General features: G+C 65.8%; 21 protein-coding genes. 16 read left to right on the forward strand and 5 right to left on the reverse strand.

Annotated features, from left to right (window positions below):
* The first annotated feature begins 4 nt into the window (after positions 1 to 4).
* The 8 genes from BKN37_RS07005 to BKN37_RS07040 all read left to right on the forward strand — a co-directional run bounded on the left by BKN37_RS07005 (position 5) and on the right by BKN37_RS07040 (position 10753).
* On the forward strand, positions 5 to 1132 hold the full coding sequence (locus BKN37_RS07005; RefSeq protein WP_071023746.1) for a restriction endonuclease subunit S: 1128 nt from the start codon (positions 5 to 7) through the stop codon (positions 1130 to 1132).
* A gap of 251 nt (positions 1133 to 1383) precedes the next feature.
* Entirely contained in the window at positions 1384 to 2676 is a 1293-nt protein-coding gene (locus tag BKN37_RS07010; RefSeq protein WP_071023749.1) for a Fic family protein, read from the forward strand.
* 37 nt (positions 2677 to 2713) lie between these two features.
* A complete protein-coding gene (locus BKN37_RS07015) occupies positions 2714 to 6130 on the forward strand; it encodes a DEAD/DEAH box helicase family protein (RefSeq protein ID WP_071023751.1) in 3417 nt (1138 codons plus the stop codon).
* Positions 6131 to 6405: 275 nt separating this feature from the next.
* Complete coding sequence (locus tag BKN37_RS07020; protein ID WP_131823538.1) at positions 6406 to 6693, forward strand: hypothetical protein; 288 nt, start codon at positions 6406 to 6408, stop codon at positions 6691 to 6693.
* A gap of 31 nt (positions 6694 to 6724) precedes the next feature.
* Positions 6725 to 8335 (forward strand): DUF4185 domain-containing protein, encoded by a 1611-nt coding sequence (locus BKN37_RS07025; RefSeq protein ID WP_071023754.1) that lies wholly within the window; start codon positions 6725 to 6727, stop codon positions 8333 to 8335.
* Positions 8336 to 8949: 614 nt separating this feature from the next.
* Positions 8950 to 9312 carry a hypothetical protein gene (locus BKN37_RS07030; protein WP_105369442.1) on the forward strand — a complete coding sequence of 121 codons (363 nt, stop codon included), beginning with the start codon at positions 8950 to 8952 and terminating at the stop codon, positions 9310 to 9312.
* A 379-nt stretch (positions 9313 to 9691) separates the two neighbouring features.
* Positions 9692 to 10063 carry a hypothetical protein gene (locus BKN37_RS07035; protein WP_071023760.1) on the forward strand — a complete coding sequence of 124 codons (372 nt, stop codon included), beginning with the start codon at positions 9692 to 9694 and terminating at the stop codon, positions 10061 to 10063.
* A gap of 9 nt (positions 10064 to 10072) precedes the next feature.
* The gene (locus tag BKN37_RS07040) at positions 10073 to 10753 is read left to right on the forward strand and encodes a Fic family protein (protein WP_083341630.1); all 681 of its coding nucleotides are present in this window, start codon (positions 10073 to 10075) and stop codon (positions 10751 to 10753) included.
* Between the two features lie 28 nt (positions 10754 to 10781).
* On the opposite strand, the gene BKN37_RS07045 is transcribed toward BKN37_RS07040, so the two are convergent.
* Positions 10782 to 11786 (reverse strand): hypothetical protein, encoded by a 1005-nt coding sequence (locus tag BKN37_RS07045; RefSeq protein WP_131823540.1) that lies wholly within the window; start codon positions 11784 to 11786, stop codon positions 10782 to 10784.
* Between the two features lie 180 nt (positions 11787 to 11966).
* Between BKN37_RS07045 and BKN37_RS07050 the strand changes: the two genes are divergently transcribed.
* Both BKN37_RS07050 and BKN37_RS07055 read left to right on the forward strand, forming a co-directional pair.
* A complete protein-coding gene (locus BKN37_RS07050) occupies positions 11967 to 12899 on the forward strand; it encodes a YwqG family protein (protein WP_108772697.1) in 933 nt (310 codons plus the stop codon).
* A gap of 238 nt (positions 12900 to 13137) precedes the next feature.
* Positions 13138 to 16314: an adenylate/guanylate cyclase domain-containing protein gene (locus tag BKN37_RS07055; RefSeq protein ID WP_071023769.1), complete on the forward strand. Its 3177-nt coding sequence runs from the start codon at positions 13138 to 13140 to the stop codon at positions 16312 to 16314.
* A 21-nt stretch (positions 16315 to 16335) separates the two neighbouring features.
* On the opposite strand, the gene BKN37_RS07060 is transcribed toward BKN37_RS07055, so the two are convergent.
* The gene (locus BKN37_RS07060) at positions 16336 to 16536 is read right to left on the reverse strand and encodes a PIN domain-containing protein (protein ID WP_242657128.1); all 201 of its coding nucleotides are present in this window, start codon (positions 16534 to 16536) and stop codon (positions 16336 to 16338) included.
* A 93-nt stretch (positions 16537 to 16629) separates the two neighbouring features.
* Between BKN37_RS07060 and BKN37_RS07065 the strand changes: the two genes are divergently transcribed.
* The 4 genes from BKN37_RS07065 (at position 16630) to BKN37_RS07080 (ending at position 20197) form a co-directional block, all read left to right on the forward strand.
* Positions 16630 to 16836 carry an excalibur calcium-binding domain-containing protein gene (locus BKN37_RS07065; protein ID WP_071023771.1) on the forward strand — a complete coding sequence of 69 codons (207 nt, stop codon included), beginning with the start codon at positions 16630 to 16632 and terminating at the stop codon, positions 16834 to 16836.
* 38 nt (positions 16837 to 16874) lie between these two features.
* Entirely contained in the window at positions 16875 to 17723 is an 849-nt protein-coding gene (gene purU / locus BKN37_RS07070) for a formyltetrahydrofolate deformylase (RefSeq protein WP_071023773.1), read from the forward strand.
* An 89-nt stretch (positions 17724 to 17812) separates the two neighbouring features.
* Complete coding sequence (locus BKN37_RS07075; RefSeq protein WP_071023775.1) at positions 17813 to 18541, forward strand: DUF2652 domain-containing protein; 729 nt, start codon at positions 17813 to 17815, stop codon at positions 18539 to 18541.
* A gap of 39 nt (positions 18542 to 18580) precedes the next feature.
* The gene (locus BKN37_RS07080) at positions 18581 to 20197 is read left to right on the forward strand and encodes a class I adenylate-forming enzyme family protein (RefSeq protein ID WP_071023778.1); all 1617 of its coding nucleotides are present in this window, start codon (positions 18581 to 18583) and stop codon (positions 20195 to 20197) included.
* Here the strand turns inward: BKN37_RS07080 and BKN37_RS07085 are convergent.
* On the reverse strand, positions 20178 to 21065 hold the full coding sequence (locus tag BKN37_RS07085) for an SAM-dependent methyltransferase (RefSeq protein WP_071023780.1): 888 nt from the start codon (positions 21063 to 21065) through the stop codon (positions 20178 to 20180). The genes BKN37_RS07080 and BKN37_RS07085 overlap by 20 nt on opposite strands.
* A gap of 208 nt (positions 21066 to 21273) precedes the next feature.
* Here BKN37_RS07085 and BKN37_RS07090 point away from each other — a divergent pair, with 208 nt between their 5' ends.
* Positions 21274 to 21708 carry an SRPBCC family protein gene (locus BKN37_RS07090; protein WP_071023782.1) on the forward strand — a complete coding sequence of 145 codons (435 nt, stop codon included), beginning with the start codon at positions 21274 to 21276 and terminating at the stop codon, positions 21706 to 21708.
* A gap of 41 nt (positions 21709 to 21749) precedes the next feature.
* Positions 21750 to 22883, forward strand: a complete 1134-nt coding sequence (locus tag BKN37_RS07095) for an acyl-CoA dehydrogenase family protein (protein WP_423212772.1) — start codon at positions 21750 to 21752, stop codon at positions 22881 to 22883.
* Here the strand turns inward: BKN37_RS07095 and BKN37_RS07100 are convergent.
* Positions 22880 to 24472 carry a Na+/H+ antiporter gene (locus BKN37_RS07100; RefSeq protein ID WP_071023798.1) on the reverse strand — a complete coding sequence of 531 codons (1593 nt, stop codon included), beginning with the start codon at positions 24470 to 24472 and terminating at the stop codon, positions 22880 to 22882. The two genes, BKN37_RS07095 and BKN37_RS07100, sit on opposite strands and share 4 nt — an antisense overlap.
* 22 nt (positions 24473 to 24494) lie before the next feature.
* Positions 24495 to 25366: NHL repeat-containing protein (locus tag BKN37_RS07105; RefSeq protein WP_278184937.1), on the reverse strand; the 872-nt coding region annotated here is incomplete at its 5' end.

The raw sequence follows: 25366 nt of genomic DNA on the forward strand, positions 1-25366 counted from the left end.
AGTCATGCTGGGTGAGTTGCTCGTCAAGCGAACCGGGACTGTCGATCCGTCAAAATATCCCGACGAGATGTTCGACCTGTACAGCATCCCGGCCTACGACCGGGGTGTACCTGACCTCATCGCTGGCTGCGAAATTGGCTCCGCAAAGCAGGTTGTACAACCCGGCGATGTCCTACTATCTCGGATCGTTCCGCATATCCGGCGCGCATGGGTAGTCGGGAGCGAGGATGGACGGCGCATCATCGCCTCCGGCGAATGGATGGTCTTTAGATCTCAGGACATCTACCCCCGGTGGCTGCGCCACATGTTCTTGGGGGACCGTTTTCATCAACAGTTCATGGCAACAGTCGCGGGTGTCGGTGGCTCGTTGATGCGTGCACGTCCGTCACATGTCGCAAACATCGAGATCCCTTTCCCGTCCCACCCCGAACAGCGCCGCATCGCCGCGATCCTCGACCACGCCGACGCTCTCCGGGACAAGCGGCGGCGGGTGATCGGTCACTTCGACGAACTCACTCAGTCCACCTTCATTGAGATGTTCGGTGATCCGATGGCGGACAGTATTCATAAGTGTCCACTCGGGGCCGTGGGCGATGTCATCACGGGCAACACGCCGAGCCGAGCCAACCCACTTAACTTCGGCGACGGCATCGAATGGATCAAATCCGACAACCTTGGGGGCACGATCGCAACAGCCGCTGAGGAGCGGCTTTCCGCGACCGGACGACAAACTGCCCGAGTCGTCCCCGGCGGGTCAGTCCTAGTGGCTTGCATTGCCGGAAGCCCGTCCAGCATCGGCAAGGCTTCGCTGGTAGATCGAGAGGTGGCTTTCAACCAGCAGATCAACGCGGTTGTTCCTGGATCCACCATTGACAGTCGGTTTCTGCTCGAACAACTCAAAGTAGCGCCGGAACTTGTCAGGCAGCAGTCAACGGGGGGCATGAAAGGTTTGGTAAGCAAGTCGAACTTCGCGTCGATTCGGGTTATGGTCCCCCCGCTCGACCATCAGCGACGATTCGCAAACTTCGTGGCTGAAGTCGATGATGTACGCGAGCGCGAGGCCGCTGCGTTGACCGTAACTGACAACTTGTTCGAATCCCTCCGGTCCCGCGCGTTCTCGGGACAGCTGTGAGTATCGGTAAGCGATGACCAATTTCGCCTTCCTCAAGACGTCTCCTGGCCGTATATTCACGCCGACTGCGTCCGCGCCGAAAGTGCGTCGCCAGCTGCATTTGCCGGCTGCGCTGGTTCGCCAACGTCGGCGGATGACAGGCGCGCAACCAGCATGAACATGAATGTGCCTTAAATGTCATGTCATCGGCTAGCATTAACAGTTATGACCATAAACGTTAATCGATGATCGATCTGTGAACAGATAGGGCGATGGCGGAACATCGGGAGCTGTACTGGGAGCCGACGCAGGGACGTGGGCTGGTCGCCCGCGACCGCCGCGGCGGACGCTACCCGGCATATGTTCCGGATACGCTGTGCACCCGGCCGATCCACATTCCCGCCGAGCTATCCATTTCGGCTGCGTCGGTCGAACGCCAGATCCATGGCTTGGCTGTTGGACCGCGGGCAAAGAGCCTCGAGGGCATCTCCAGGTTCCTGCTCAGGTCGGAGGCCATCGCCAGTTCGATGATCGAGGGCATCGCGCCGTCACCTCAGCAGGTTGCGATTGCCGAGCTCGCCCAGGAAGAGCGGATCCGCGGATTCAGCGCCCAGGCCGGTCTGGTGGCCAACAACATCACAGTCCTGCGACGGGCGGCGCTCGAGTTGGTACAGGCACCCGAAGTAACGGTCGGCGACATCATCGAGCTGCATTCCAGCCTGCTCCCTGACGAGCAACACCATGGGCTGCGGACGGTGCAGAACTGGATCGGTGGCTCGAACTGGAATCCGCTCGACGCCGACTTCGTGCCACCGCCCGCCGATGCGGTACCCGACCTGATGGACGACTTCGTCACCTACCTGAACGGCTCATCGCATGGCCCGCTGATTCAGGCCGGCCTGGTTCACGCCCAGTTTGAGACGATTCATCCCTTTACCGACGGCAATGGTCGGGTTGGCCGTGCGCTCATCCACACGGTGCTGGCACGACGAGGCCTGGCGCCACGCGCGATCCTGCCGGTCAGCCTGGTCCTGGCAACGTTGCGCGACAGCTACATCGGTGGACTGACCGCGTTCCGGTATATCGGCGGTCCGTTAAGTGATCCGGCTGTCAGCGGTGTTGCCACGTGGCTGTCGCGTTTCGTGCACGCCGCGCGGATCGCCGTCGAGCAGGCCGAGCGTTTGGCCGGTGAAGTCGACCTGCTCCGTGAAGAATGGAACCGCCGACTGGCTGACTGGCGCGCCGAGCAGCGGATGCGCCCCGAGCCCCGATCCGGTTCGGCGACGGCACGACTTCTCGGGATGCTGCCGGAGGCTCCGATGTTGACGGCACGGACGGTTCAGCGGCTGCTCGATGTTTCCTTCCCGCGAGCGCGGGACGCACTCGAGGAACTCGCTGAGGCTGGGGTCTTGTCGCGCAAGAGCGTCGACCGAGGTACCACCGGCTACGTGGCGAGAGAGGTCCTTGACCTTGTCGGCCTGGCCGAACGGCGGTTGGCGAGTACGCGGTTCGACACCCGCGTGAGCAAGCCAATCCGCTCGGTGCCGGCCTTACCGGAGCAATGAGGTGCGATGATGACGCGGATCGCGAGCAGGAGGACTGGTGAGTAACTTCGCCTTCGTTAAGGCCGTCGCCTGGCCCGAGATCCACGCCGACTGCGCCCGCGCCGAAAGCTACGTCACCAACGACCCCCGCTCGGCCTGCTTTTATGCCCGCCGCGCCGTCGAGCAGCTCGTCGGCCACCTCTACGACCTTCTCGGCTTGCCGCTGCCCTACAAAGATGACCTATCGGCCCGGATCAACGAGCCCAAGTTCCGGTCGAAGACCGGCATGGGAATCGCCCAGAAACTCAACCTGATCCGTAAGCTCGGCAACATCGCCGTGCATGAGCCAAAGCCCATTCCGCCACGTGCCGCTCTCGACACGCTCAAAGAATTGCATCACGTGATGCTGTGGGCGGCGTTTCACTACTCCACCAATCCGCAGGCGGTGCCGCTCAAGGCGGTCTTTGACCCGGCGCTGGCCGCCAAAGCCGCACCACTGAGCCGGGATGAGGTCGCCAAGCTCGCCGCCAGGTTCAAGGCCCAAGACGACGCCCACGCGAAAGCCCTGCAGGAAAAGGACGATCTCGCCGCCGCCAAGGACGCCGAGATCGCGCAGTTGCGCGAACAGATCAAGCAGGCCCAAGCCGCCAACCAGCAGGTCGACGACCGGGATTACTCCGAAGCCGAAACCCGCGACCGCTACATTGACGTGCTGCTGGGCGAAGCCGGCTGGCCGCTGGCCGACACCCGGGACCGCGAGTTCGAAGTCACCGGCATGCCCAACAAGGACGTTGTCGGCTACGTCGACTACGTGCTGTGGGGAGCCGACGGCCTGCCGCTGGCGGTGGTCGAAGCCAAGCGGACCACCAAGAGCCCGGAAATCGGGCAACAGCAGGCCAAGCTGTACGCCGACTGCCTGGAGAAAGCCACGGGCAGAAGGCCAATCATCTTCTACACCAACGGCTATGAGCATTGGCTCTGGGATGACGCTGGCGGCTATCCGCCGCGCCAGGTGCAGGGTTTCTATACCCGTGATGAGCTGGAACTGCTGATCCACCGCCGCCACGCCCGCAAGCCGCTCGCTGATGTTGCCATCGACTCCGCCATCGTCGAGCGGCACTACCAGCACCGCGCGATCCGCGCCATCGACGACACCTTCACCAACAAGCAGCGTGAGGCGCTGTTGGTAATGGCCACCGGCGCCGGCAAGACCCGAACCGTCATCGCCCTGGTAAAGCAGTTGATGGAGGCCAACTGGGTCAAGCGGGTGCTGTTCCTCGCCGACCGCACCGCGCTGGTCACCCAGGCCACCAACGCGTTCAAAGCGCATTTGCCCGCGGCCACCACAGTGAACCTGGTGACCGAAAAGATCACCGACGGCCGGGTTTACGTGTCGACCTACCCGACGATGATGAACCTCATCAACGACACCGAGGGCGGTCTACGCGCCTTCGGGCCCGGATACTTCGATCTGGTCGTAATCGACGAAGCGCACCGCTCGGTGTATCAGAAGTACCGCGCCATCTTCGACTGGTTCGACTCGCTGCTGGTCGGGCTGACCGCCACTCCCAAAGACGAGGTCGACCACAACACCTACCGGCTGTTCCACCTCGAAGACGGCATGCCCACCGACGCCTACAGCCTGGACGAGGCCGTGCTGGAAGGATTTCTCGTCCCGCCGATCGGGGTGTCGGTTGGCACCAAGTTCTTGCAGCAGGGCATCCGCTACGCCGACCTCAGCGAGGAGGAGAAGGACGAATGGGACTCCCTCGACTGGGGTGAGGACGGCGAGGTCCCTGATGCGGTGTCGTCGGAGGAGCTCAACAAGTTCCTGTTCAACGAGGACACTGTCGACAAGGTGTTGGCCGAGCTGATGGACAAGGGCTACAAGGTCGCCGACGGTGACCGGCTGGGCAAGACCATCATCTTCGCCAAGAACACTGACCACGCCGAGTTCATCCAGCGGCGCTTCGACATCCAATACCCCGAGCACGGCGGCACGTTCGCGCGCGTAATCACCCACGGCATGAGCTACGCGCAAAGTCTGATCGACGACTTCTCGACGCCTGAGAAGGCCCCACACATCGCGATCTCGGTGGACATGCTCGACACCGGCATCGACGTCCCGGAAGTCGTGAACCTGGTGTTCTTCAAGCTGATCCGGTCCAAGACTAAGTTCTGGCAGATGATCGGGCGCGGCACCCGGCTGTGCCGCGACCTGTTCGGGCCGGGCAAGGATAAGCAGAACTTCTACGTCTTCGACTTCTGCGGCAACCTTGAATACTTCAGCCAGGACCTTCCCGGCTCCGAAGGCTCGATGCAGAAGTCGTTGAACCAGCGGCTGTTCGAAACCCGACTGGGATTGATCACCGCGCTGGATTCGGCGGTCCCGCCTGCTGGCCCCGAACCGTCCGAAGGAAAAGGCACTGAGTCCGAGCGAGGTCTGCGGGTCGACATCGCATGGTCGCTGCACCGCATCGTCGTCGGGATGAACCTGGAGAACTTCCTGGTCCGCCCGAAGCGCAAATGGGTGGAGCACTACGCCGAGTGGCCAGCCTGGTCGGTGCTGACCACGGAAGCGGCCGGCGATGTCGCGGAACATCTCGGCGGGCTGCCGTCGGCCCACACCGACGACGACGAGGACGCCAAACGTTTTGACCTACTGATCCTGCGCCGTCAGCTCGCCCAGCTCGAAGGCGACGCTGTGGCCGTCGAACGCGCCCGCGAACAGATCCAGAACATCGCCGCCGGGCTGCTCAACCAGACCGCGATCCCGTCGGTGCAACAGCAGCAGGAGCTGCTGGACGAAGTGGCGAGCGATGAGTGGTGGATCGACGTGACCCTGCCCATGCTCGAACTCGCCCGCCGACGACTACGCGGTCTGCTGAAATTCTTGGAGAAGACCAAGAAGAACGCGGTCTACACCGACTTCGAGGACGTGCTCACCGAAGCAACCCTGATCGACCTGCCGGGCGTCACCCCAGGCACCAACATGGAGCGTTTCCAAGCACGGGCCGCCGCGTACCTCAAACAGCACGAAGATCACGTCGCGCTACAGCGACTGCGCCGCAACAAGCCGCTCACGACGGACGACCTGGCGGCGTTGGAGCAGATGCTGGCCGACAGCGGCGCCGGGGAAGCCGCCGACATCGCGCAGGCCGCGGAGCAGGCGCACGGGCTCGGGTTGTTCATCCGGTCGCTGGTCGGGCTGGACCGGCAGGTGGCCATCGAAGCGTTCGGCAACTACCTAGACGGCGCCAAGTTCAGTGTCGACCAGATCCGCTTCGTCAACCTCATCGTCGACGAACTGACTGCCAATGGACTGATGGACCCCGCGAGGCTCTACGAGTCACCCTTCACCGACCACGCACCGACCGGGCCCGAGGGCGTCTTTCCCGAAGGCGACGTCGACAACATCGTCGACATTCTCTGCACGGTGAAAGCCAACGCCGTCCCGGCGGGGGGAGTGGCCTGATGGTCAGATCGGGATGGGAGTCATTCTCAAGGGTGCAGCACCAGCCATGCCACGGGCCCAGACGTAACCGTATGGTGCTGCTCCGCGCAGGACGGCAGTGCTGGTCCAGCACTTCACACGCTGCCGCGATCTCCTGACACGGAGTCCACGTTGCTGGCTTAGACTTCCCAATAACGCCGTGATAGGGAGGGGCGTAGCCGATGAGCGGCCGTTTGAAGATCACTCCGGAGAATGTGCGTGCCGGCGCTGATCGGATCAGTGCGGAGAACACCACGGTGACCGGCGTCGACGTCCCAGATGCCACAGCGGCGATGGCGGGGTTGACCGGGTTCAAAACCGCCGCGACTCTGGCGGATGCTCATGACGCAACGAAGTCGTCGTTCAAGGTGGTCGGCGGCAGGTATGAGCGGATGGCGCAACTCTGTCGGGACACAGCCAACACGTTTGAACTGGCGGATTTGATCGCACCGGGACTGGTGTCGGCGTCGCCGTGGATGTCGAAAAAGATTGGTGACGGGCTGACCGCAATGGGCGATCTGAACCGGACCACACCGGGTCCGTGAGGACCGCTGGCGAGGTTGGTCTGGCAGGTGCATGATGGGTCGCCCGCAGAAGCCGGATGTCTACAAGGCGAACGCGACCGCGCTCGGTGATATGGCGAAGCCCCTGCGTGATGCGGCGACCAAGATGCTGGAATCCGCTGACCGGGTGCACACCACCGTCTACGACTTCGATTGGGAAGGCGAAGCCAAGAACGCCGCCGATGGGCGCGCGGACCGTGAGCTGGTCCAAGACCGTGCCGTGGCCGCCGCGCAGTTGGCGCTGGCGGATGCGTACGAGAACGGGGCGAAGACGATGCAGCCGATGATCGACGGGCTCAAATCCAAGGCGCAAGGACTGGAAGCCGATAACTTTTCGGTGTCCGACGACTGGGCGGTCAAGGACACATACGACTACGACGCCGCGGCAAGAGTCCTGAAGATGATGGGGTTCAATAACCAGGAAATCAACGACATGCTGGATCCGGTGAAGACCAGCCGCGCCAATACTGCGACCGCGGAGACGACGAACCTGGGTCGTCTCGCCGATGAGCTGGGTGTTGCCGATGAGAACACCGCCAAAGCCATCAACGAAGCGAAAGCGGCTCTCGCGGACGCCGCGCCGAAGTCGGGGATGGCTCCGGGGCAGTCCTGGGATATGGGACCGGTCGGCGGTACAGGTGCCAATATCCCTGGTGTCGGCGCGGCGGATTTGGGCGAGGTAGTGCAGCTACCGGATGGGTCGTACGTTGCAATTTTCGGGGATTCCTTCTCCGGTAACAAAATGGGCGTGGGTGATCATTATCCGTCGGTCGCGGTACCGGTGAAATTCGACGAAAATGGGAAAATGATCATCACCGGTCCGCCGCTGACTGGACCTGACGGGAGCCCGAACGTGCTGTTCCCTCCGCCGCCAGGCATCGGAGAGGCGCAAGGGAAAGACAACCTCCCAGCTGGCAGCATCCGTATGAGCGACGGCACAACCTACGTGATGGCGGCGGGCACCACTGCGCTCAAACCGGATGGCGGTTCGTGGCTGGTGAAAGTCACCGATCCCCGACAAGGTTGGCAACAGATCGACGGGTCATGGCGCTCGTCAAACCCCTACCTTCCCGACGGCAGGACACCCAACCCCAAGTACTCACCAGTGACCCAGATCAGCGGCTTCCAAAGCAGCAAAGACGGCATGGTCTACATCGCCGCCGACTCGTTCGACCGCAGCACAGGCGTCACTATGTACCGCGTCGATCCCGAGCACGTCACCGACCGGAGCGCATGGCAACCCTGGACCGGCACCGGCTGGGGCGACCCCACCGGCACAGCCGCACCAATGAGCCGTACCCCCTTTGGTGAACTCAGTTTCCGAGAAGTTGAGGGTAGAGCGGTTCTATCCGGTTTCAACGGACACCAGGGCGGCAATACCGGCACCGTTGAGGTACGGGTAGCTAACAGCCCCGCCGAAATCTTTAGCAATAGCACTCCGACTGTTGTCGCGCAGCAGAGCGACCAAAACGCCCCGAATTACCTGCCGCAGAACTACGGTGGGTATATCATGCCCATCCCTGGGATGACGCTCGACAATTTGGATATCTTGGTCAGCCAATGGAACACAACGACGAATGTGCCATACAACGTGCAGGAGTTCCAAGTCAACCCCAACCGCTAGCCGCGTGTAACATGACCCGCTACCGATGCGATAGGACAGACATGACCGCCAAGACGCTAATCACGTTCGCTGGCGCTATCAGCGCAGCCATGATTGGTACTGGGCCCGCCCACGCTGACCCACCGAAATTTCCAGACCTGAGCGGCTATGCTCCCGTCAACGTCCATGACTACGAAATATCATATACTACACCCGGACATGTGCCTATACCAATGGTGTATTTCGTTACTCCCGACGGTATTACCTGCAATTTTATTTCTGAATCGGCGGGGTGCACGGGTAACAATTTCCCCGGAGTCCCACCCGCCTCACCGTCATCCGGCGGTGGCGCCCGGGTGAATTCGATTGCAACCAATACACCCCTACAGCCAACGAGCGACCCAATCGCCTCCGATAACTCGCCACAGTTCAAGACCCTCCCGCCCTTTCATTCCATCACCGTGGACGGCGTGGTCTGCGGGGTGGATGACGCGAAAACCACCGCGTGTAAAGATCCCCAGGGGCGTGGCTTCGTGCTATCGCCGCGCGGGTCTGGTTGGCTGCCCCACGTGTGAGCCCTCTGGTGTTGCTGCTAATGGGCGGCCATTGTGGCTGATGTCTCTCACCTGCATCCGTTGGTGCAGGATGCGCTCCGGACTGGCAGGGTGCCCGACCCCGGCGAGTTGGCACGTGTGCTGAGCAAGGAGAGAGACCGCCCCGAAGCAGATGTACTCGCACAGATCAACGAGGTGCTGGCGGGCGAGGAGGAGACCGACGAGCCGCTCGACCCACCACACCCGGACGAGGAGATATTCCGGAACAGGTACCGCAAGCTCGTTGACGCCATGATCGCCGCGTGGCACGAGGAGAACCCGTCCGCTGGCAACATCCCGACAGAGCAGCGGGAGCGGATCGAGGATCACTGCAACCGCCAGATACAGCATGCCTGGCGGCTCCATCAGCAGCGGCTCGCCATGGAGCACGAGACGGACTTATGAGTTGATCCCCGACGGTCGGGGTGGTGTTCAGTCGGCCGTGACGCCGGCGACGGCGTTGCGGGGCGGCGATCTGGCCCACCACCGCCACTGCCCGCGCCGGGCTCAGCCTGCCCGCCTGCGTCAGCACCGCCCGCAATGTGTTGCCGTCGCGCACATTCACCACATCACCGGCGTGACACCGCTGTTGGATCAGCGGGGCGGCAACCGGCGCCCGTGCTCACGGTAGTTCACGACACGGAATCGTCGATCGGCAATGGATTGAGTAATTCGCCAATCATGCGCCTCGTCGGACTGGAAATCAGGCGTCACCTAGACAGAGGCGGTATGATGTCATTTGTCATATTTGACATCACTCTCCACCGGAAGGGGGCCGATCGACATGAGCGTCTTCCCGCTGCGGTTGCCGAGCCAAGGCCTTCGGGAACTGGTTCGCGAGGTCGCTGCCAGCGAGCGGATCAGTCAAAACGAGTTCATCGTGCAAGCTGTCGCCCACGAGGTCCTCCTGCGGGGAGCCACCCTTGCGGATGACCTCGAGCGCGCCGCGAAGCGCATTGGTGAGCTCACCGACGCCGAATACGCGAAGATTGTCGACCGCAGCCTTGCCGACTTTGCCCAGGGCGAGGGACTGGCTGAGCCGTTACCGGCACGCGCGATCGACCTCGAGGACGCGGCTCAAGCCGAACCGGGAACCGACAGTCTCGGAGTGGTGGCCGCGTTTGAATCGGCTCGGGCGGACTCGGCGCAGGACTAACGCGTCCGAGTGCCTAGACCGACGTGGAACGAGGATTGGCCGGGCGACCTCGTTCGGATCCAACAGAACGCCGCGGCGCTCATCCGATCTATCGCAGCTGAGGCTCGCGATTGGTCTGCGGTGCCCGGTGCTGCTGAGGTTCTGAATTGGCACACCGCCCTCTACGAGGGCTGCCGGGCGCCGGTCGCTGGGTACATCGGTCACTTTCGGGGCGACCCGACGGTTGCAGAGCTGATCGGCTATGAAGTAGGCGTCGGCCGGCTGCAACCGGACGGGCTACCGGAGAAGGTTGGCGTCTACGCGAAAGATCTGGCGGTCGAGATTCCGAGTCTGATCGCACGGATTCATGCGGGGATGCGGCAGTTGGATTCTGTGCTCAAACCGGGGGCGCGCCCGACGACGAGTGACGCCGTGGAGGCGGTCGTCCTCCTCAGTGCCCGGGTCCATGGCGAGTGGGTCCGGCTGCACCCCTTCGCGAACGGCAACGGCAGGACCGCGCGGATTTGGGCGAATTTCATCGCGCTGCGCTATTCGCTGCCCGCCTTCGTCAGGGTTAAGCCGCGCCCGGCCAACGGTGCATACGTTCGCGCGGCAAAGGCGTCGATGGGTCGTCCGCCGAACTTCGTCGGGGACCACGGGCCCGTCACTGCGTTGTTGGCGCGGATGTTGGCTGAATCGTTGGCCGGCTGACAGCCCCCGGGTTCGACGCCCCGGCGGATCAGGGCCTGCAGCAACCGACGTCGGATAGCCGATCCAGCTGCTCCAGCGCCTGATGGGCTTCGCGGTACGCGTCGGCCGCGGCTGCCTGTTGACAGGGCATCTTCCGCAGCATGGCCACGGCTTTCCCGAGCCGCACCAGCACCTCGTCGACGACGTCCGGAGGAATGTCGACCCTGGCGCCTCGATAGTTGCTCAGGATGCACTGGATCGCCTTGGGGAGCCGCCTGGTGTCCGGGGTAATGCCGTCCGCTAACAGGTAAGGCAGCTTCCAGGTGCGCGTGTCATTTGCGGCACCGACATACGCGAAGCACTGCATGCCGAGCGCGTACTTCGGATGCAAGATCTCGCAGGCATCGGCGGCACTTGCGGTGAGCGTATCGCCCCAGCTCGGGAGCGTGCCGAGCTCAACCGTCAAATCGGGGCAAGGTCGGTAGATGCCGTGTAGCGACAACCACCAGAGATCTTCGGGGGCCTGCTCGGTGTCGAGCTTGACCCACACACGATGGCGCAGGCCACCGCCGGTGACATCGGCCGCGTACAGCATGGTCGCGTCGCTGACCGCCACCGCCCCGACCCGCTGACCGGCCGCGTAGCGGCGGGCTTGCCTCAAGGCCGCGTCGATCGCCGCGCGGCGTCCGATGAGCGAACCGGGCCGCTTCACCTCCAGGACCAGCCGCTTGAAACCCAAGCTGGACAGCACGATGTCCGCCCATTCCACCTGTGGCTTGACGTCCGTCACCGGCCAGTCGAGGACGGTCGTGAACAAATCCTCGAGGATGTTTTCCGCGACCTTCTCGACCGGCGGACCAGGTCCGCCTTGCTGGAGTCGCTCACGTCGGCGAGCGGCAAATCCGGGCCATGCGGCACGGATTCGTTCAACGCACCGTCGGTACGAAGCGAGCTGTCGGAACGAATCGGCGACGGCCGCGCCAGCGACCCGCGAGCTGTCCCCGGGGGTCATTCCCATGACATGACTCACCGCTTCGCCGGGTCGCCCGGTCATGGGTAGAGAGTACGCAGCCCAGGGGGAGACGTTGGCGCTTTATGCAGAAGTCCCACGCGGTTAACGCCGTGCAGCAATCGCTGGCGATACCGCCGTAGCGGCTCCCGCAGGCGAGCCCAACGCACGGGCGCTTCGGCCATGTGTCCGCGCCATCCACTCACGGGTGTCGGCGACCGTGTAATGATCATCGCCGTGGTTGACACACCTCGCACGCCGCCGCGCCCGGTGGATGTGGCGGCGCTGGTGCCGGAGCTGGCTGGGTATGCCCGGTTTACTACGCGGCTGCATCCGCGGCGCGGGTCGCCGACCTGTCGGCAGAGTTCGATCGGTGGCCCGATGCTGTGGCCCGAGAACGAGGCTTGGCCCACATGTGTAAACCCGTGGCATTTCTGGGATTCCAGTGTCATCGGTTCAGAGCCCGACGACAACCATCCGCATAGCGTCCCGAACCCGCTGGTTCCCATATTGCAGCTGTTCGCCGAGGACGCACCCACGATCCAGTTCCCGCAGGGGACAGACCTGCTCCAAGTGCTGTGGTGCCCGGTCGATCACACCCACCTGCCCGACCAGGAAGAAGCCTACGCCCCTGCGATAACAGTGATCTGGCGAAATTCCGCCGACCTGCCCGATACAGCTATCGACCCTCCAGCCCCGGTCGACTTCGAGGCGCTATTGATGCCTGGGCCGTGCGTCTTACACCCCGAACAGGCCCTCGAGTATCCGCTGGACCTGCCCGAAGACCTCTGGGGCCAGCTCGACAGCCTGGAGGAGGTGAACTGGAACCTCCTCCGAGACCCTAGCTGGAACGACCTGTCCTACCAATGCGACCTGTCGGTTGCACCGGGCACGAAAGTGGGCGGATGGCCCCGCTGGCACGCCTCTGATCCGTACCGGGTGCCGTGCCCCGCATGCGGCCGAGACCTCGACCTGCTTGCCTCATTCGACACCTACGAACGCGATGACGGAATGGGCCACTGGGACAGCAGCGACCTCGCCGTGGACGGCGACCGCGGCAACATCACCGGCATGATCCTGGGGCGCGGCGGCGACCTGCAAATCTTCTACTGCCCTGACGATCCCCGGCACCCAATCCACATCGACGTCCAGGGATAACCACCTCCGCTGCCGCACCGAACGGCGTCACAACCGGGGCGACAGTAGGTCGGGCCGATCAGCCGGTCAACCTTCCAAACCGCTGCTGTGCCGCTTGGCGGGTCGTGCCGAGCGCAACCGCGATCACGGTCCAGAAGTCCCCGCGGCGCCGATAAGGCGCATGTTGGCTGGCAAGCGGTGACACCATGTTGATGTGAGCGAGGCTCATGGCGGGCAGCCCAATCTCCGCGGCGACGGCATGACCACAACAGGGGTCCGGTGCGGGTCGTGTGGTGCGGAGCTGTCGCCGGATTCGCGGTTCTGCAACAAGTGCGGCGCACCGATCGCGCCCGGCGCTGCAGCGGCGGAGTACAAGCAGGTGACGGTGCTGTTCGCCGACGTGGTGCATTCGATGGATATCGCCGCGACTGTCGGGGCCGAGCGGCTGCGCGAGATCATGGCCGATCTCGCCGATCGGTGCGCCGCAGCGGTGCACCGCTACGGCGGGACGGTCGACAAATTCACCGGTGACGGGATCATGGCGGTGTTCGGCGCACCGGTCGCGTTGGAGGACCACGCTGTTCGTGCGTGCCTGGCTGCCTTGGGTGTTCAAGAAGAGGCTAAGCGGCTTGCGGTCCACCTGCACGACCGCGACGGCGTCGATCTGCAGTTGCGGGTCGGGCTCAACTCCGGTGAGGTGATCGCCGGGGCCGTGGGGTCTGGATCGTTTGGTTACACCGCGGTTGGTGCGCAGGTCGGCATGGCGCAGCGGATGGAATCGGTAGCTCAGCCGGGCGGAGTGATGCTCAGTGCGTCGACAGCGCGTCTCGTTGATGGCACAGCGGCTCTCGGCGAGGCTGAGTTGGTTCGGATCAAGGGCGCCGGTGAACCGGTCCTCGCCCATCGGCTGCTGGGCATGGGTGCCGGCCATCGAACCAGCGGGCGGGTTGAGTCGACGCTGGTCGGTCGGCGCCGGGAGATGTCCACCCTCGGGGGCTTGTTGGACGATGCCGTCGACGGCCGGGGTGCCGTGGTGGGCGTGGCAGGGCCGCCCGGCATCGGCAAGAGCCGTCTGGTGCGCGAGGTTACCGGGATCGCCCGTCGACGGGGCGTGGAGGTGTTCACCACCTACTGTGAGTCGCACACCAAGCAGGTGGCGTTCCATGTCGTGGCCGGGGTACTGCGCGCGGCCACCGGACTTCAGGGTCTCGACGCGCACACGGCCCGGGTCCAACTCCGCGCCCAAGTGTCCGAGGCCGATCCCGAGGATGTATGTCTGCTTGACGACCTGCTCGGAATTGCCGATCCCGAGGTTCGCCTGCCCAAAATCGATCCCGACGCGCGTCGGCGGCGGCTGACCGCACTCGTGAATGCCGCCTCGGTGGCCCGCGGGACGCCGGCGCTTTACATCATCGAGGATGTCCACTGGATCGATGACGTCAGCGAGTCGATGCTGGTCGCGTTCCTCACCGTGATCCTGCAGACCCGATCGCTGGTGCTGATCACCTATCGCCCCGAATATCACGGCGCACTAGGCGGGGCTGGCGGGGCTCAGAGCATCGCCGTTGCACCCCTGAGTGATTCAGAAACCACCGCACTAGTCGTGGGGCTGCTCGGCCCCGATCCCTCGGTTGCCGCACTGGGTCGCAGAATCACCGAGCGAGCCGCCGGCAATCCGTTTTTCGCCGAGGAGATGGTGCGGGAACTGGTGGACCGTGGCGTGCTGCGCGGGCGGCCGCGCGCATACCGGTTGGCGGGAGAGGTCGGCGAGGTGAGCGTGCCGGCTACCGTGCAGGCGGCCATCGCCGCGCGTATCGACCGCCTTGACCCGGCTGGCAAGCGCAGGCTGAATGCTGCGGCCGTGATCGGCTCGCGGTTCAGCCGGGCGCTACTGGAAACCCTCGGGATTGATCCGGTCCTCGACGACTTGCTGGCGGGGGAGTTCATCGATCAGGTCGTGTTTGGTCGAGGATCTGAGTATGTGTTTCACCATCCACTGATTCGTATGGTGGCCTATGAGTCACAGCTCAAATCCGATCGCGCCAACCTGCATCGGCGCGTCGCGGCCGCCATCGAATCACGGGACCCGGCAGCAGCTGAGGAGAACGCCGCGCTGATCGCCGAACACCTGGAGGCCGCCGGTGATCTGGACGCCGCCTACCGCTGGCACATGCGCGCTGCGGCGTGGGCAACAAACCGCGACATCGCCGCGGCGCGACAAAGCTGGGAGCGCGCCACCAAGATCGCCGACGCACTGCCCGCCGATGACCCCAACCGGGCAGCCATGCGCATCGCCCCGCGCACCATGTTGTGTGGGACCGCCTACCGAGTCCATATGGATGTGGCCGGTGCCCGCTTTGAAGAACTGCGGGCATTGTGCACTGCCGCCGGGGACACGGCGTCGCTGGCCATCGCCATGGCAGGGCTGGTGGTCGACCACGCGCATCACGATCGGATCCGGCAGGGCTCAGAGCTGGCGTCGGAAGCCATGGCCCTCACCGAGTCGCTCGGCGATCCGATGTTGACGGTGGGGCTGTCCTTTGCCCCCATCTACGCCAAGAGCGTGAGCGGCGAGTGGTGTGACGTGTCGCGGTGGTCACAACGAGTCATCGACCTGGCCGACGGTGACCCGTCAAAAGGAAACTTCCTGTTCGGATCTCCCTTAGCGCTTGCCTATGCGTCGAGGGCCATCGGCCGTTACAGCCTGGGTCGTCCCGGATGGCCAGACGACCTGCGGAGCGGCCTGACCATGGCCCGCAGCGCCGACCCGATGTCCTACGCCACGGTCGTTGCCTATCTCTATCTCCCGGGAATAGCGAACGGCGTGCTGATCCCCGATGATCGCGCGATGCGCGAGATAGCGGAGGCCATCCGGATTGCCGAACGATCGGGTGATGACGCCGCGTTGGCCCTCGCCCGGCTGGCGCTGGGCGTTGCGCTGGTACACCGCGGCACGGATGCGGAGCGTGACCGGGGGCAGAAGGACCTGGCCGAGCTCGGCGACGTCTTCCAGCGCCGCGGATACCGCTTGGCCGAGTTACCGCTCGTCAATGTGTACGTGGCGCGTGAGCGAGTTCGGCGTGGGGATCGCGACCGTGCGGTACCGGTCATGCGCGCCGCCGTCGAGCATCTGGCCCGCCAGGGACAACTGCGGGCGTGGGGCATTGTTGCCACCGGTGTGCTGGTGGAGACACTCCTGGATCGCGGGGTCGACACGGACATGGTCGAAGCCAAGGCCGCGATCGAGCGGTTAGCGGCCGCGCCAGCCGATGAGGGTCTGGTGATACGCGACATCTGGCTGCTGCGGCTACATGTTCTGCTGGCGCGGGCGCACGGCAATGGCGCGGGTTACGCGGACCTACGGGATCGCTACCGCGACATGGCCAGAACGCTTGGCTTTGCGGGGCACATCGGGTGGGCCGAGGCAATGCCGTGACGGTGGGCCCGGCGGCGACGTTCAAGCGGCGATCACCGCGACGTCGTAGGCGGATAACTGATCGTTGGCGGTAATGATCGTCAGATCGAGGAGCTGTACTTGAGCGACCAGGACGCGGTCGAACGGGTCCCGATGGTGGTCGGGAAGCTCGGCGGTCCGCAACGTGTGTGCGTGGTCGCCCGGCAACGGGGCAGTCCCGGAGCGGCGCATGGCGTCGGGCACATAACTCCGCGAGCAAACTTGCTGAAATGGCGTGGTGGCTACACCGCAGGCGCTAATCTGCAACCGTCACTACGGCATCGAACAGGACCCCACATGATTCGCGCATTGCTGATCGCTGCCGGCATCGTCGCCGGCGCCGCAATCACTCCGCTGCCCTCGGCCGTCGCGGGCCCGCCCTATAAGAACTGCACCGAAGCGCACAACGACGGTCGCTACAGCATCCCCCAGGACGACCCGGCCTACTCGTCCAAGCTCGACCGAGACGGCGACGGCTATGCCTGCGAGCCCAAGCCGCGGTGACACGGCGGTAAGCCCTTCAGCCGACTAACGTGGCCGCCATGACTGATGCCTTCGTGCTGGCGTTCCGGTGCAACGACCGGCCCGGCATCGTCAGCGCGGTCTCCACCGCGCTGTATGAACTGCAGTGCAATATCACCGACGCCCAGCAGTTCAGCGACCCGTTCGCGCAGCGCTTCTTCGCCCGCATCGAATTCACCACCGGCCAACGCGACGTGGACGCGGCGGCCCTCGCGCCCGTGCTGGACGCCCTGGACGCCGAGTGGACGCTGCGCGGGCGCGACGACCGGATGCGGGTGCTGATCCTGGTGTCCAAACAGGACCACTGCCTGGTGGATTTGCTCTACCACTGGCGCACCGGCGACCTGAACATGGACGTCGTCGCGGTGGCGTCCAATCACCCGCGCGAGACATTTCCGCGGGTCGACTTCGGCGACGTGCCGTTCCACCACCTGCCGATCACGCCGCCCACCAAGCGCGAGCAGGAAACCGAGATCCTCGGCTTGGTCAACCAGTATCGGGTCGACCTGGTGGTGCTGGCCCGCTACATGCAGATCCTCTCTCCGGAGCTGTGCGCCGCGCTGGCGGGTCGGGCGATCAACATCCACCACTCCTTCCTGCCCGGGTTCACCGGGGCCCGGCCCTACCATCAAGCCCACGACCGGGGCGTGAAAATTATTGGCGCGACGGCGCATTACGTCACCGCCGAGCTCGACGAGGGGCCGATCATCGCCCAGGACGTGGAGGCCGTGTCGCACCGCGACACCCCCGCGGACCTGGTCCGCAAGGGCCGCGACATCGAACGCCGGGTGCTCGCCGAGGCGGTCGGGCATCACCTGACCGGGCGGGTGTTCCCCAACGGGCGCACCACCGTGGTGTTCCGGGACTAAGCCACGGAGCCGACGCCGCCACAACCTCGCCGGCCGGGGCGCTGTAACCCGCAGCGACCGCGCCGGATCAGGACTACACTGCCCAGTTCATGGCCATCCGGCACGCGGTCCTCGTTATCGCCGATATCGGTGGATACACGCGTTACATGAATTGGAACCGGATGCACCTGGTGCATGCGCAGATGACGGTGGCGCTGCTGCTGGAGTCGGTCATCGACGCCGCCAAAGGCCTGAAGTTGGCGAAGCTGGAGGGCGACGCCGCGTTCTTTTGGGCACCCAACGGGGACGCCAAAGTAATAGTGGGCGAGCGGCTGGCGCGGATGCACCAGGCGTTCCGCAGCCGGCGGGAACAGATCAACCGGGACTACGACTGCGAGTGCGCCAGCTGCGCGCAGCTGGAAAATTTGTCGCTCAAGTTCGTCGCCCACGCCGGTGAGGTGGCCGAGCAGCGGGTGAAACGCCACGCCGAACTCGCCGGCGTCGACGTCATCCTGGTGCACCGCATGCTGAAAAACCAAGTCCCCGTGCCGGAATACGTGCTGATGACCGACCCGGTGGCGCAGTGCCTCGACGACCGGTTCCGCCAGCTGTGCCTGCCGCTGGTGCACGACTTCGAGGGCATCGGGCAAACGCCCACCCACTACGTCGACCTCGCCGCATCCGCCGATGCGGTCGTCGTGCCGCCGAGCAGCGCCGCCACCCGGCTGGGGGGCAAACTCAAGCTGCGGTTCAACGCGCTGCCGTACTTGTTGGGGATCAAAGAGGCCTGTGCGGGCTTCCGCAACCTCGGCCGCGGCACCACCGAACTGCCGATCTGACCACGCCGGGCTAACCGCGCCGTCGCTATCATGCGACCCATGAGCACCGGCGGTCCAAGCGCAGCGGACTCGCCGGCGTTCACCGCCGAGGATGCGGCCCGCTACCACGCCGCCGGCTGGTGGTCCGACACCACGCTGTCGGCGGTGGTGCACCGTCACGCGCAACGGACCCCGGAGCGCGTGGCCTATCTCGATTATCCCGGCGCGGCGCTGACCTGGCGGGAATTCGACGACGCGGCCAACACCCTAGCGGCCCAGCTGGCCGGGGCGGGGGTGACGCGCGGTGACCGGGTCGCGGTGTGGCACGGCGACTCCGCCGCCATCCACGTGCTGTTCGTCGCGATCGAACGCTGCGGCGCGGTCGTCGTCGGTATCGGTGCCCGCGCCGGCACCCGGGAGGTCACCGCCATCCTGCGCAGTGCGCGCCCGACGATCCTGATCACCGATCCGCCACGGCAGGCACCCGCGGCGCAGGCCGAAGCCGACGTACCGGTGCTGGTATTGCGCCACAACCCCGCCGGACCGACCCTGAACGTGCAACCCGCGGCGCTGCCCGCCGACGCCGGATTCGGTCCCGACGAGGTCTTCCTGATCAACTCCACCTCCGGCACCACGGGGCTGCCCAAATGCGTCGTGCACACCCAAAACCGGTGGTATTACTTCCACCAGAAGGCCGTCGCCCACGGGCGGCTCACCGACGACGACATCTTCCTGCCGGTCATCCCCACGCCGTTCGGGTTCGGGCTCTGGACCAGCCACGCCACCCCGATCCACCTCGGCGCCACCGCGGTGCTGCTGGACCGGTTCAGCACCGCGGCGACCTGCCAAGCCATAGAACGACACCGGGTGACCGTACTGTGCTGCGTCAGCACGCAATTGACCATGCTGATGGGCGATCCCGGATGCCGCGACTACGACCTGAGCTCGCTGCGCATCGTCTACACCGGCGGCGAAGCGTTGCCGTACCGGCCGGCGCGAGAGTTCGAGGACCTCACCGGCGCAACGATTCTGCAGTTCTACGGCTCAAATGAAACCGGGCTGCTCAGCGGCACCACGGTCGACGATCCGCCGCAACGCCGGCTCCGCACCGCCGGCCGGATTGTGCCGGAGATGGCGGTCCGCCTGTTCGACGGCGATAAGGACGTCACCCACACCGGGCGCGGTCAGCCCGCCTGCCGCGGCCCGGCCACCAGCCTGGGCTACCTCGACGGCACCGACCACGACCAGCTGTTCACCGGCGACGGCTGGATGCGCATGGGCGACATCTGCGAGATCGACGCCGACGGCTACCTGACCGTGACCGGCCGCACCTCCGACTTCATCCTGCGCGGCGGCAAGAACATCAGCGCCACCCAGGTCGAGGACGCCGCCATGACCCATCCGGGGATCGCGGTGGCCGCCGCGGTGGCGATGCCCGATCCGGTGTTCGGCGAGAAGGTGTGCCTCTACGCCGAACGCAGCGGCCCAAACGCCGTCGAGCTGGAAGACCTCATCGCGCATCTGCTGGGGCTGGGGGTCTCCAAGGAGCTGCTGCCCGAACGCCTCATCGTGGTCGACGAACTGCCCCGGTCCTCCGGCGGCAAGATCGCGAAAAGCCAGCTCCGCGAGGATATCCGAGCCCGGATGAGGTCAACGCCTAGCCGCGGACGGCGGTAAAGAACTTCTGGCGCAACAGCCGCTCGAAAATCGGCGGCAAATCGCGGAACGGGCGGCCGTAGCCGTTGGCGGCCGCATCCACCAGGTCGACACCGGTGACCTCCCAACCCCGTTCGGCCAGCCACTCTTTCGTGTCGCGGCGCGGATCGGCGTACCAGAGCTCACCGACCGTGGGCTGGGTGGGGTCGTCGCTGAGCGCCTTCATGTTGGCGGTGAATTCCTCGAGCTCACCAGGCTTCGGCCCCAGCTCGGCGGCCACCCAGCTGCCGGCAGCCGACAACTCGTGCAGCTTCTCGAACAGCGCGTCCTGGGCGGCGCCGGGCAGGTAGGGCAGTAGGCCCTCCAGCGCCCAGGCCGTCGACTGGGTCGGGTCGAAGCCCGCCGCGATCAGGGCGCCCGCCCAGTCGTCGCGCAGGTCGGTGGCGATGGTGACCCGGCGCGCGGACGGCACGGCGCCCCGCTCGTCGAGCACCTGCTGCTTGAACTCCAGCACCCGCGGTTGATCGACCTCGAACACCGTCGTACCGGTCGGCCACGCCAACCGGTAGGCGCGGCAATCCAATCCGGCCGCCAAGATCACCGCCTGCCGCACCTTGCTGCGCCCGGCCTGCCGGAAGAAGTCGTCGAAGAACCGGGTCCGCACCCCCACCCATTGCGCGTTGAACCCCGCGGCGCCGGTCAGATCGGTGTTGGCCACGGCGGCGGCGAGGTTCGGCTCACCCGCCGCGGCCACGAAGCCGGCGGCGAACTCGTCGTTGGCCAGCGGCGGCTGCAGCGCGGCGTCCAGCGCCCGCGCCGCACACACCGCCAACGCGGTCAGGCCCACGCTGGTCACGATGTCCCAGGTATCACCGTCGGTTCGCGCCATCACAAGCTCCTCATCCTCGGCACGCCGGCCGCGTCACGTCCCATCGCCACATTGCGGGGGAGCCCAGACGGCCATGAATTAACGAGAGCGTCTAACTAACCTTACGCCTCCGTGGCGGGTTCGGCATCTCGGCGTCGCCGGCCCGCGGTGGGCCGAGGGCGTTTAGCATGGGCGTGGACACCGCGGCCACTGCCAGGCAGGAGATCTGATGGTCGAGATTCACATCGAACGGACAATCGCCGCCTCCCCGGAACGGGTCTTCGACTGGCTGGCCGACCCGGCCAGTTTGACCTCCGCCGCGGCGGTGTTAAGGGCTCGATGGGCGACAAACGTGTCGGGCCCCGGCGAAGGCGCGGTGCGCGAGGTGGTCGGGCTGGGCGCCTGGTTCCGCGAAGAGATCACCGCCTATGATCCGCCGCGCTCCTACTCCTACCTCATTCTCGGTTCGTTCCCGCCGCTCGAGCACGAGGGCGGCACCCTGACCTTCACCCCGCGCGATGACGGTACGCACGTCGACTGGCTGACCCGCTACACCCACCCCGCTTACATCGGCGGCCGGCTGCTCGAGCCGGTCACCTCCCGGCTGCTCCGCTCCAGCTTTTCCGCGGTGCTCGCCGGCTGCGCGAAAGCGCTGGAGACCTGACCGCCGTAGCGCGGGGGCAAGTCGCGGCGTTGGCGCGCGGAATGCGGGAGCTGGTGCGGGCCGAGGCCGCTGAGGCCGAACGGATCCGGACCCTGACCCCCGCGGTCGTCGACGAAATGTGGACCACCGGGCTGCTGTCGGCGTTCAACCCGGTCGCGGCCGGCGGCGTGGAGCCGTCGTTCGCCGAGATGATCGAGACCTGGGTCGAAATGGCCTGGCAGGACGGCTCGTTCGGCTGGGTCGGGATCGCGAACCTGCCGTCGTCGTTCGCGGCCGCCGCCTATCTGCCCGATGACGGGTTCGCCGAGGTGTTCACCGCGCACGAGAACCGCGTCACGCTGGGCGGCCAGTATTTCCCGAACGGGCAGGGTGCCGCGGTGGACGGGGGCTACCGGTTGAGCGGATCGTGGAGCTTCGGCTCGGGCATCGGGCATTCGCAGTACATCGCGGCCGGGTTCTTCCCGATGGACAACGGCGAGATGCGCTGGGTCGCCGAGGGCATCCCCGACATGCAGGTGGCCGTGCTGCCGCGCGACGAGGTGTCGGTCAACGACGGCTGGTATGTGCAGGGGCTCAAGGGAACCGGCTCCTACGACTACCGCATCGACGACGTGTTCGTGCCGCAGCACCGGACGTTTGCGCTGTTTCGCCGCGACCCCTACCGCGGCAGCTCGCCGGCCACCCGGATGGGGTTGATGCCGGTGACCGCGGCTGGGCACGCGTCGTGGGCGCTGGGGGTCGCCAAGAGCATGCTCGATGACGTGACCGAACTGGCGGCGACGAAATACCGGATGAGTGACATGGCGGCGCTGGCCAGCCGCCCGACGTTTCAGAAGGGGCTGGCGCATCACGTCGCGGCCTGGCGGGCGGCGCGGCTGCTGGTGCTCGACGCGTTCGGCACCGCCGAGTCCGCGGTCGCCGCCGGCGACGAGCTGACGCCGGGGCTGCGGGCGGATATGCGGGTGGCGGCCGTGTACGCCACCGACACCGCCCGAAGCTGCGCGGAATGGGCACATCTGGTTGCCGGCACCAGCGCGATCCGCGAAGGCAGCCGCTTCGAACGCGCCTTCCGCGACATGTACACCGGCACCCAGCACGCCTTCATCAGCGAGAAGGTCGCCATCGACGCCGCGCAGATCTGGCTGGGCATCATCGACGACCAGTTCGGCCTTTAGTCGGCGTCGGCGGGGTCGAGCAGCCGGACTTCCTCCAGGTCCATCGCCGCCTGCAGCTCCCGTAACACGATGTCGTCGATGTGGTTTTGGTCGCGCAGCTCGGTCACCGCTTGGCGCTTGTGTTCCAGCACGCCCAGCCGTACCCGCCGCACCAACTCGTTGCGCTCGGCCACGTCGTTGGGTGCGGTGTCGTCGGAGTTGGCGGCCACCAGCGCGGCCTGATCCTCGTATTCTTTTTGCAAGCGGCGCAACAGTTCTGGGCTGACGTCGAGTTGACCGGCCACCTGCGGCAACGCTTCGAGGGCGGCTTCCACGGCGCGGGTACGCGCCAACTGCAGTTCGTCGGCGTGCGTGGCGTCTTCGGGCAGCCGGGCCCACCGCACCACGGCGGGCAGGGTGCTGCCCTGGACCAGGACGGTCACCAAAATCACCACCGACACGACGAAGATGATCAGGTTGCGGTCCGGGAACGGGGCGCCGCTGCGGGTGGTGAGCGGGACGGCCAGCGCCGCGGCCAGCGACACCGCGCCGCGGAATCCCGCCCAGCTGGTCACGGTGCGCTGGCGCCACCCGACCCGGCGGGTGCGCTGCACCGGGCGTCGGTCGAGGGTGCGGATCAGCACGGTGGTGCCCTCGACCCAGGCGATCCGGCTGGCGATGACGACCCCGGTGACGGCAAGGGCCAGCACCACGGCGCCCCGCAGCCCGCCGTGGACGTCGGCGATGCCGCGCACCGCGCCCGGGATTTGCACCCCGACGAACACCCACAGCGAGCCGTTGATCAGGAAGGTCGCGATGTCCCAGAACGCGAACGACTGCAGCCGCGACCGCGCCCGGATCACCCGCGGCCCCACGTAGGTGAGCACCAGCGCCGACACCAGCACCGCGACCACCCCGCTGCAGTGCAGCGTTTGGGCGAGCAGGAACGCCGCGAACGGCGTCAGCACGCTCAGCGCACCCTCCTCGAGCGGCGCGTCAATGCGGCGGCGCAGCAGCGTCACCAGCCAGCCGACCAGCAGCCCGGCCGCGATACCGCCGAGATAGGAGCCGACGAACCGCCCGACCAGGGCCGCCGGGCCGATCGCGGGGGCACCGGTGGCCACGGCGACGGTCACGGCGAACAGCACCAGCGCGGTCCCGTCGTTGATGATGCTCTCGGCTCGCAACACCGTCAGCGGTCGGCGCGGCAACTGTTTGGCCAGACCGGCGACGGCGGCGGCGTCGGTGGGGGAGAGCACCGCGCCGAGCACCGCCGCCGCGTGGGGCTCCATGCCCAACGCCCGCGCCGTCCAGGACACCGCGACCGCGGTGGCGATCACCAGCCCGACACTGGACAGCACGATGACGCGCAGGTTCGCGCGGATCTCGCGGAAGCTGGTGTTCATGCTTTCCCAGTACAGGATCGCCGGCAGGAACAGCAGCAGCACGATCTCCCCGTCGAGCTGGGTCTGGCCGAATCGCGGGATCAGACCCAGCAGCGACCCGAGCACGATGAGCAGCACCGGTGGACCGACCCGGTAGCGCTTGCCCAGCACGGTGCCCAGCACCACGGTGGCCACCAGCGCAACAACGACGACAAGACCAAACACGGTCACATTCTCCCGTGGGCGGTTACTGCTGGCGCAGCGCCACTACCTCGTTGCTGTGGCCGGCGATGTAGACCGTGCCCAGGTTGTCGACCGCTAACCCCCAGGGGTAGTCCAGCCCGGTGAAGGGCAGTTCGACTTGGGTGGTGGAGTCGGCGGGAAGTTTCAGTGCGCGGTTGTTGCCGCTGTCGGTGACATACACGGCGCCCTTGTTGTCCACCGTCACACCGCCAGGCTCCTTGAGGCCGGTGAAGGGCAACTCGGTCGGCGCGTTGGAGCCGGTGCGCAGCGACAGGACCCGATTGTTGCCGCCGTCGGCGACGTAGATGGTGCCGTTGTCCACCACCACACCGGTGGGCGCGTTGAGCCCGATGAGCGGCAGCACGGTCTGCTGGTTGGAGTCGGTGTCCAGCGACACCACCCGGTCGTTCTCGGTGTCGGTCACATACACGATGCGGCTGCTGTCCACCGTGATACCGGTCGGGTTGTCGAGACCGGTGAACGCCAGCTGGGTTTGGGTGGTCGAGCCGGCCCGCAGCATCACCACCCGCTTGTTGCCGGCGTCGCTGACGTAGACGTTGCCGCTGTTGTCGGCGGTCACTCCGGTGGGGTAGTTGAGGTCGGTGAACGGCAACGCCGCTGGGGTGCTCGAGCCGTCCGTCAGTGCCAGCACCCGGTTGTGCAGGGTGTCGGCGACGTACACCGTCCCGCCGAAATCGACTGACAGGCCTTGTGGTTCGCGGAGTCCGGTGAAGGGCAGTGTGGTTTGGCGCTTCGCGGCCTCGCGGTGGCCCATCGCGATGCTGACGACGGTGACGATGACGGCGATGGTGAGCACCGCGGCGGTGGTCAGGATGGCGGGTCGGCGGCGCCACCACGGCGGCGACGGTGGTGGGG

The sequence above is a fragment of the Mycobacterium talmoniae genome, assembly GCF_001854525.1.
GTDB lineage: Bacteria > Actinomycetota > Actinomycetes > Mycobacteriales > Mycobacteriaceae > Mycobacterium > Mycobacterium talmoniae.

Excerpts from the sequence above, each read along its gene's own strand:
- BKN37_RS07065 (WP_071023771.1), top strand. The coding sequence starts at position 16,630 with ATGATTCGCGCATTGCTGATCGCTGCCGGCATCGTCGCCGGCGCCGCA.
- BKN37_RS07055 (WP_071023769.1), top strand. The coding sequence starts at position 13,138 with ATGACCACAACAGGGGTCCGGTGCGGGTCGTGTGGTGCGGAGCTGTCG.
- BKN37_RS07025 (WP_071023754.1), top strand. The coding sequence starts at position 6,725 with ATGATGGGTCGCCCGCAGAAGCCGGATGTCTACAAGGCGAACGCGACC.
- BKN37_RS07080 (WP_071023778.1), top strand. The coding sequence starts at position 18,581 with ATGAGCACCGGCGGTCCAAGCGCAGCGGACTCGCCGGCGTTCACCGCC.
- BKN37_RS07045 (WP_131823540.1), bottom strand. The coding sequence starts at position 11,786 with ATGACCGGGCGACCCGGCGAAGCGGTGAGTCATGTCATGGGAATGACC.
- BKN37_RS07095 (WP_423212772.1), top strand. The coding sequence starts at position 21,750 with ATGCGGGAGCTGGTGCGGGCCGAGGCCGCTGAGGCCGAACGGATCCGG.
- BKN37_RS07050 (WP_108772697.1), top strand. The coding sequence starts at position 11,967 with ATGATCATCGCCGTGGTTGACACACCTCGCACGCCGCCGCGCCCGGTG.
- BKN37_RS07075 (WP_071023775.1), top strand. The coding sequence starts at position 17,813 with ATGGCCATCCGGCACGCGGTCCTCGTTATCGCCGATATCGGTGGATAC.
- BKN37_RS07035 (WP_071023760.1), top strand. The coding sequence starts at position 9,692 with ATGAGCGTCTTCCCGCTGCGGTTGCCGAGCCAAGGCCTTCGGGAACTG.
- BKN37_RS07005 (WP_071023746.1), top strand. The coding sequence starts at position 5 with ATGCTGGGTGAGTTGCTCGTCAAGCGAACCGGGACTGTCGATCCGTCA.
- BKN37_RS07085 (WP_071023780.1), bottom strand. The coding sequence starts at position 21,065 with ATGGCGCGAACCGACGGTGATACCTGGGACATCGTGACCAGCGTGGGC.
- purU (WP_071023773.1), top strand. The coding sequence starts at position 16,875 with ATGACTGATGCCTTCGTGCTGGCGTTCCGGTGCAACGACCGGCCCGGC.
- BKN37_RS07010 (WP_071023749.1), top strand. The coding sequence starts at position 1,384 with ATGGCGGAACATCGGGAGCTGTACTGGGAGCCGACGCAGGGACGTGGG.
- BKN37_RS07090 (WP_071023782.1), top strand. The coding sequence starts at position 21,274 with ATGGTCGAGATTCACATCGAACGGACAATCGCCGCCTCCCCGGAACGG.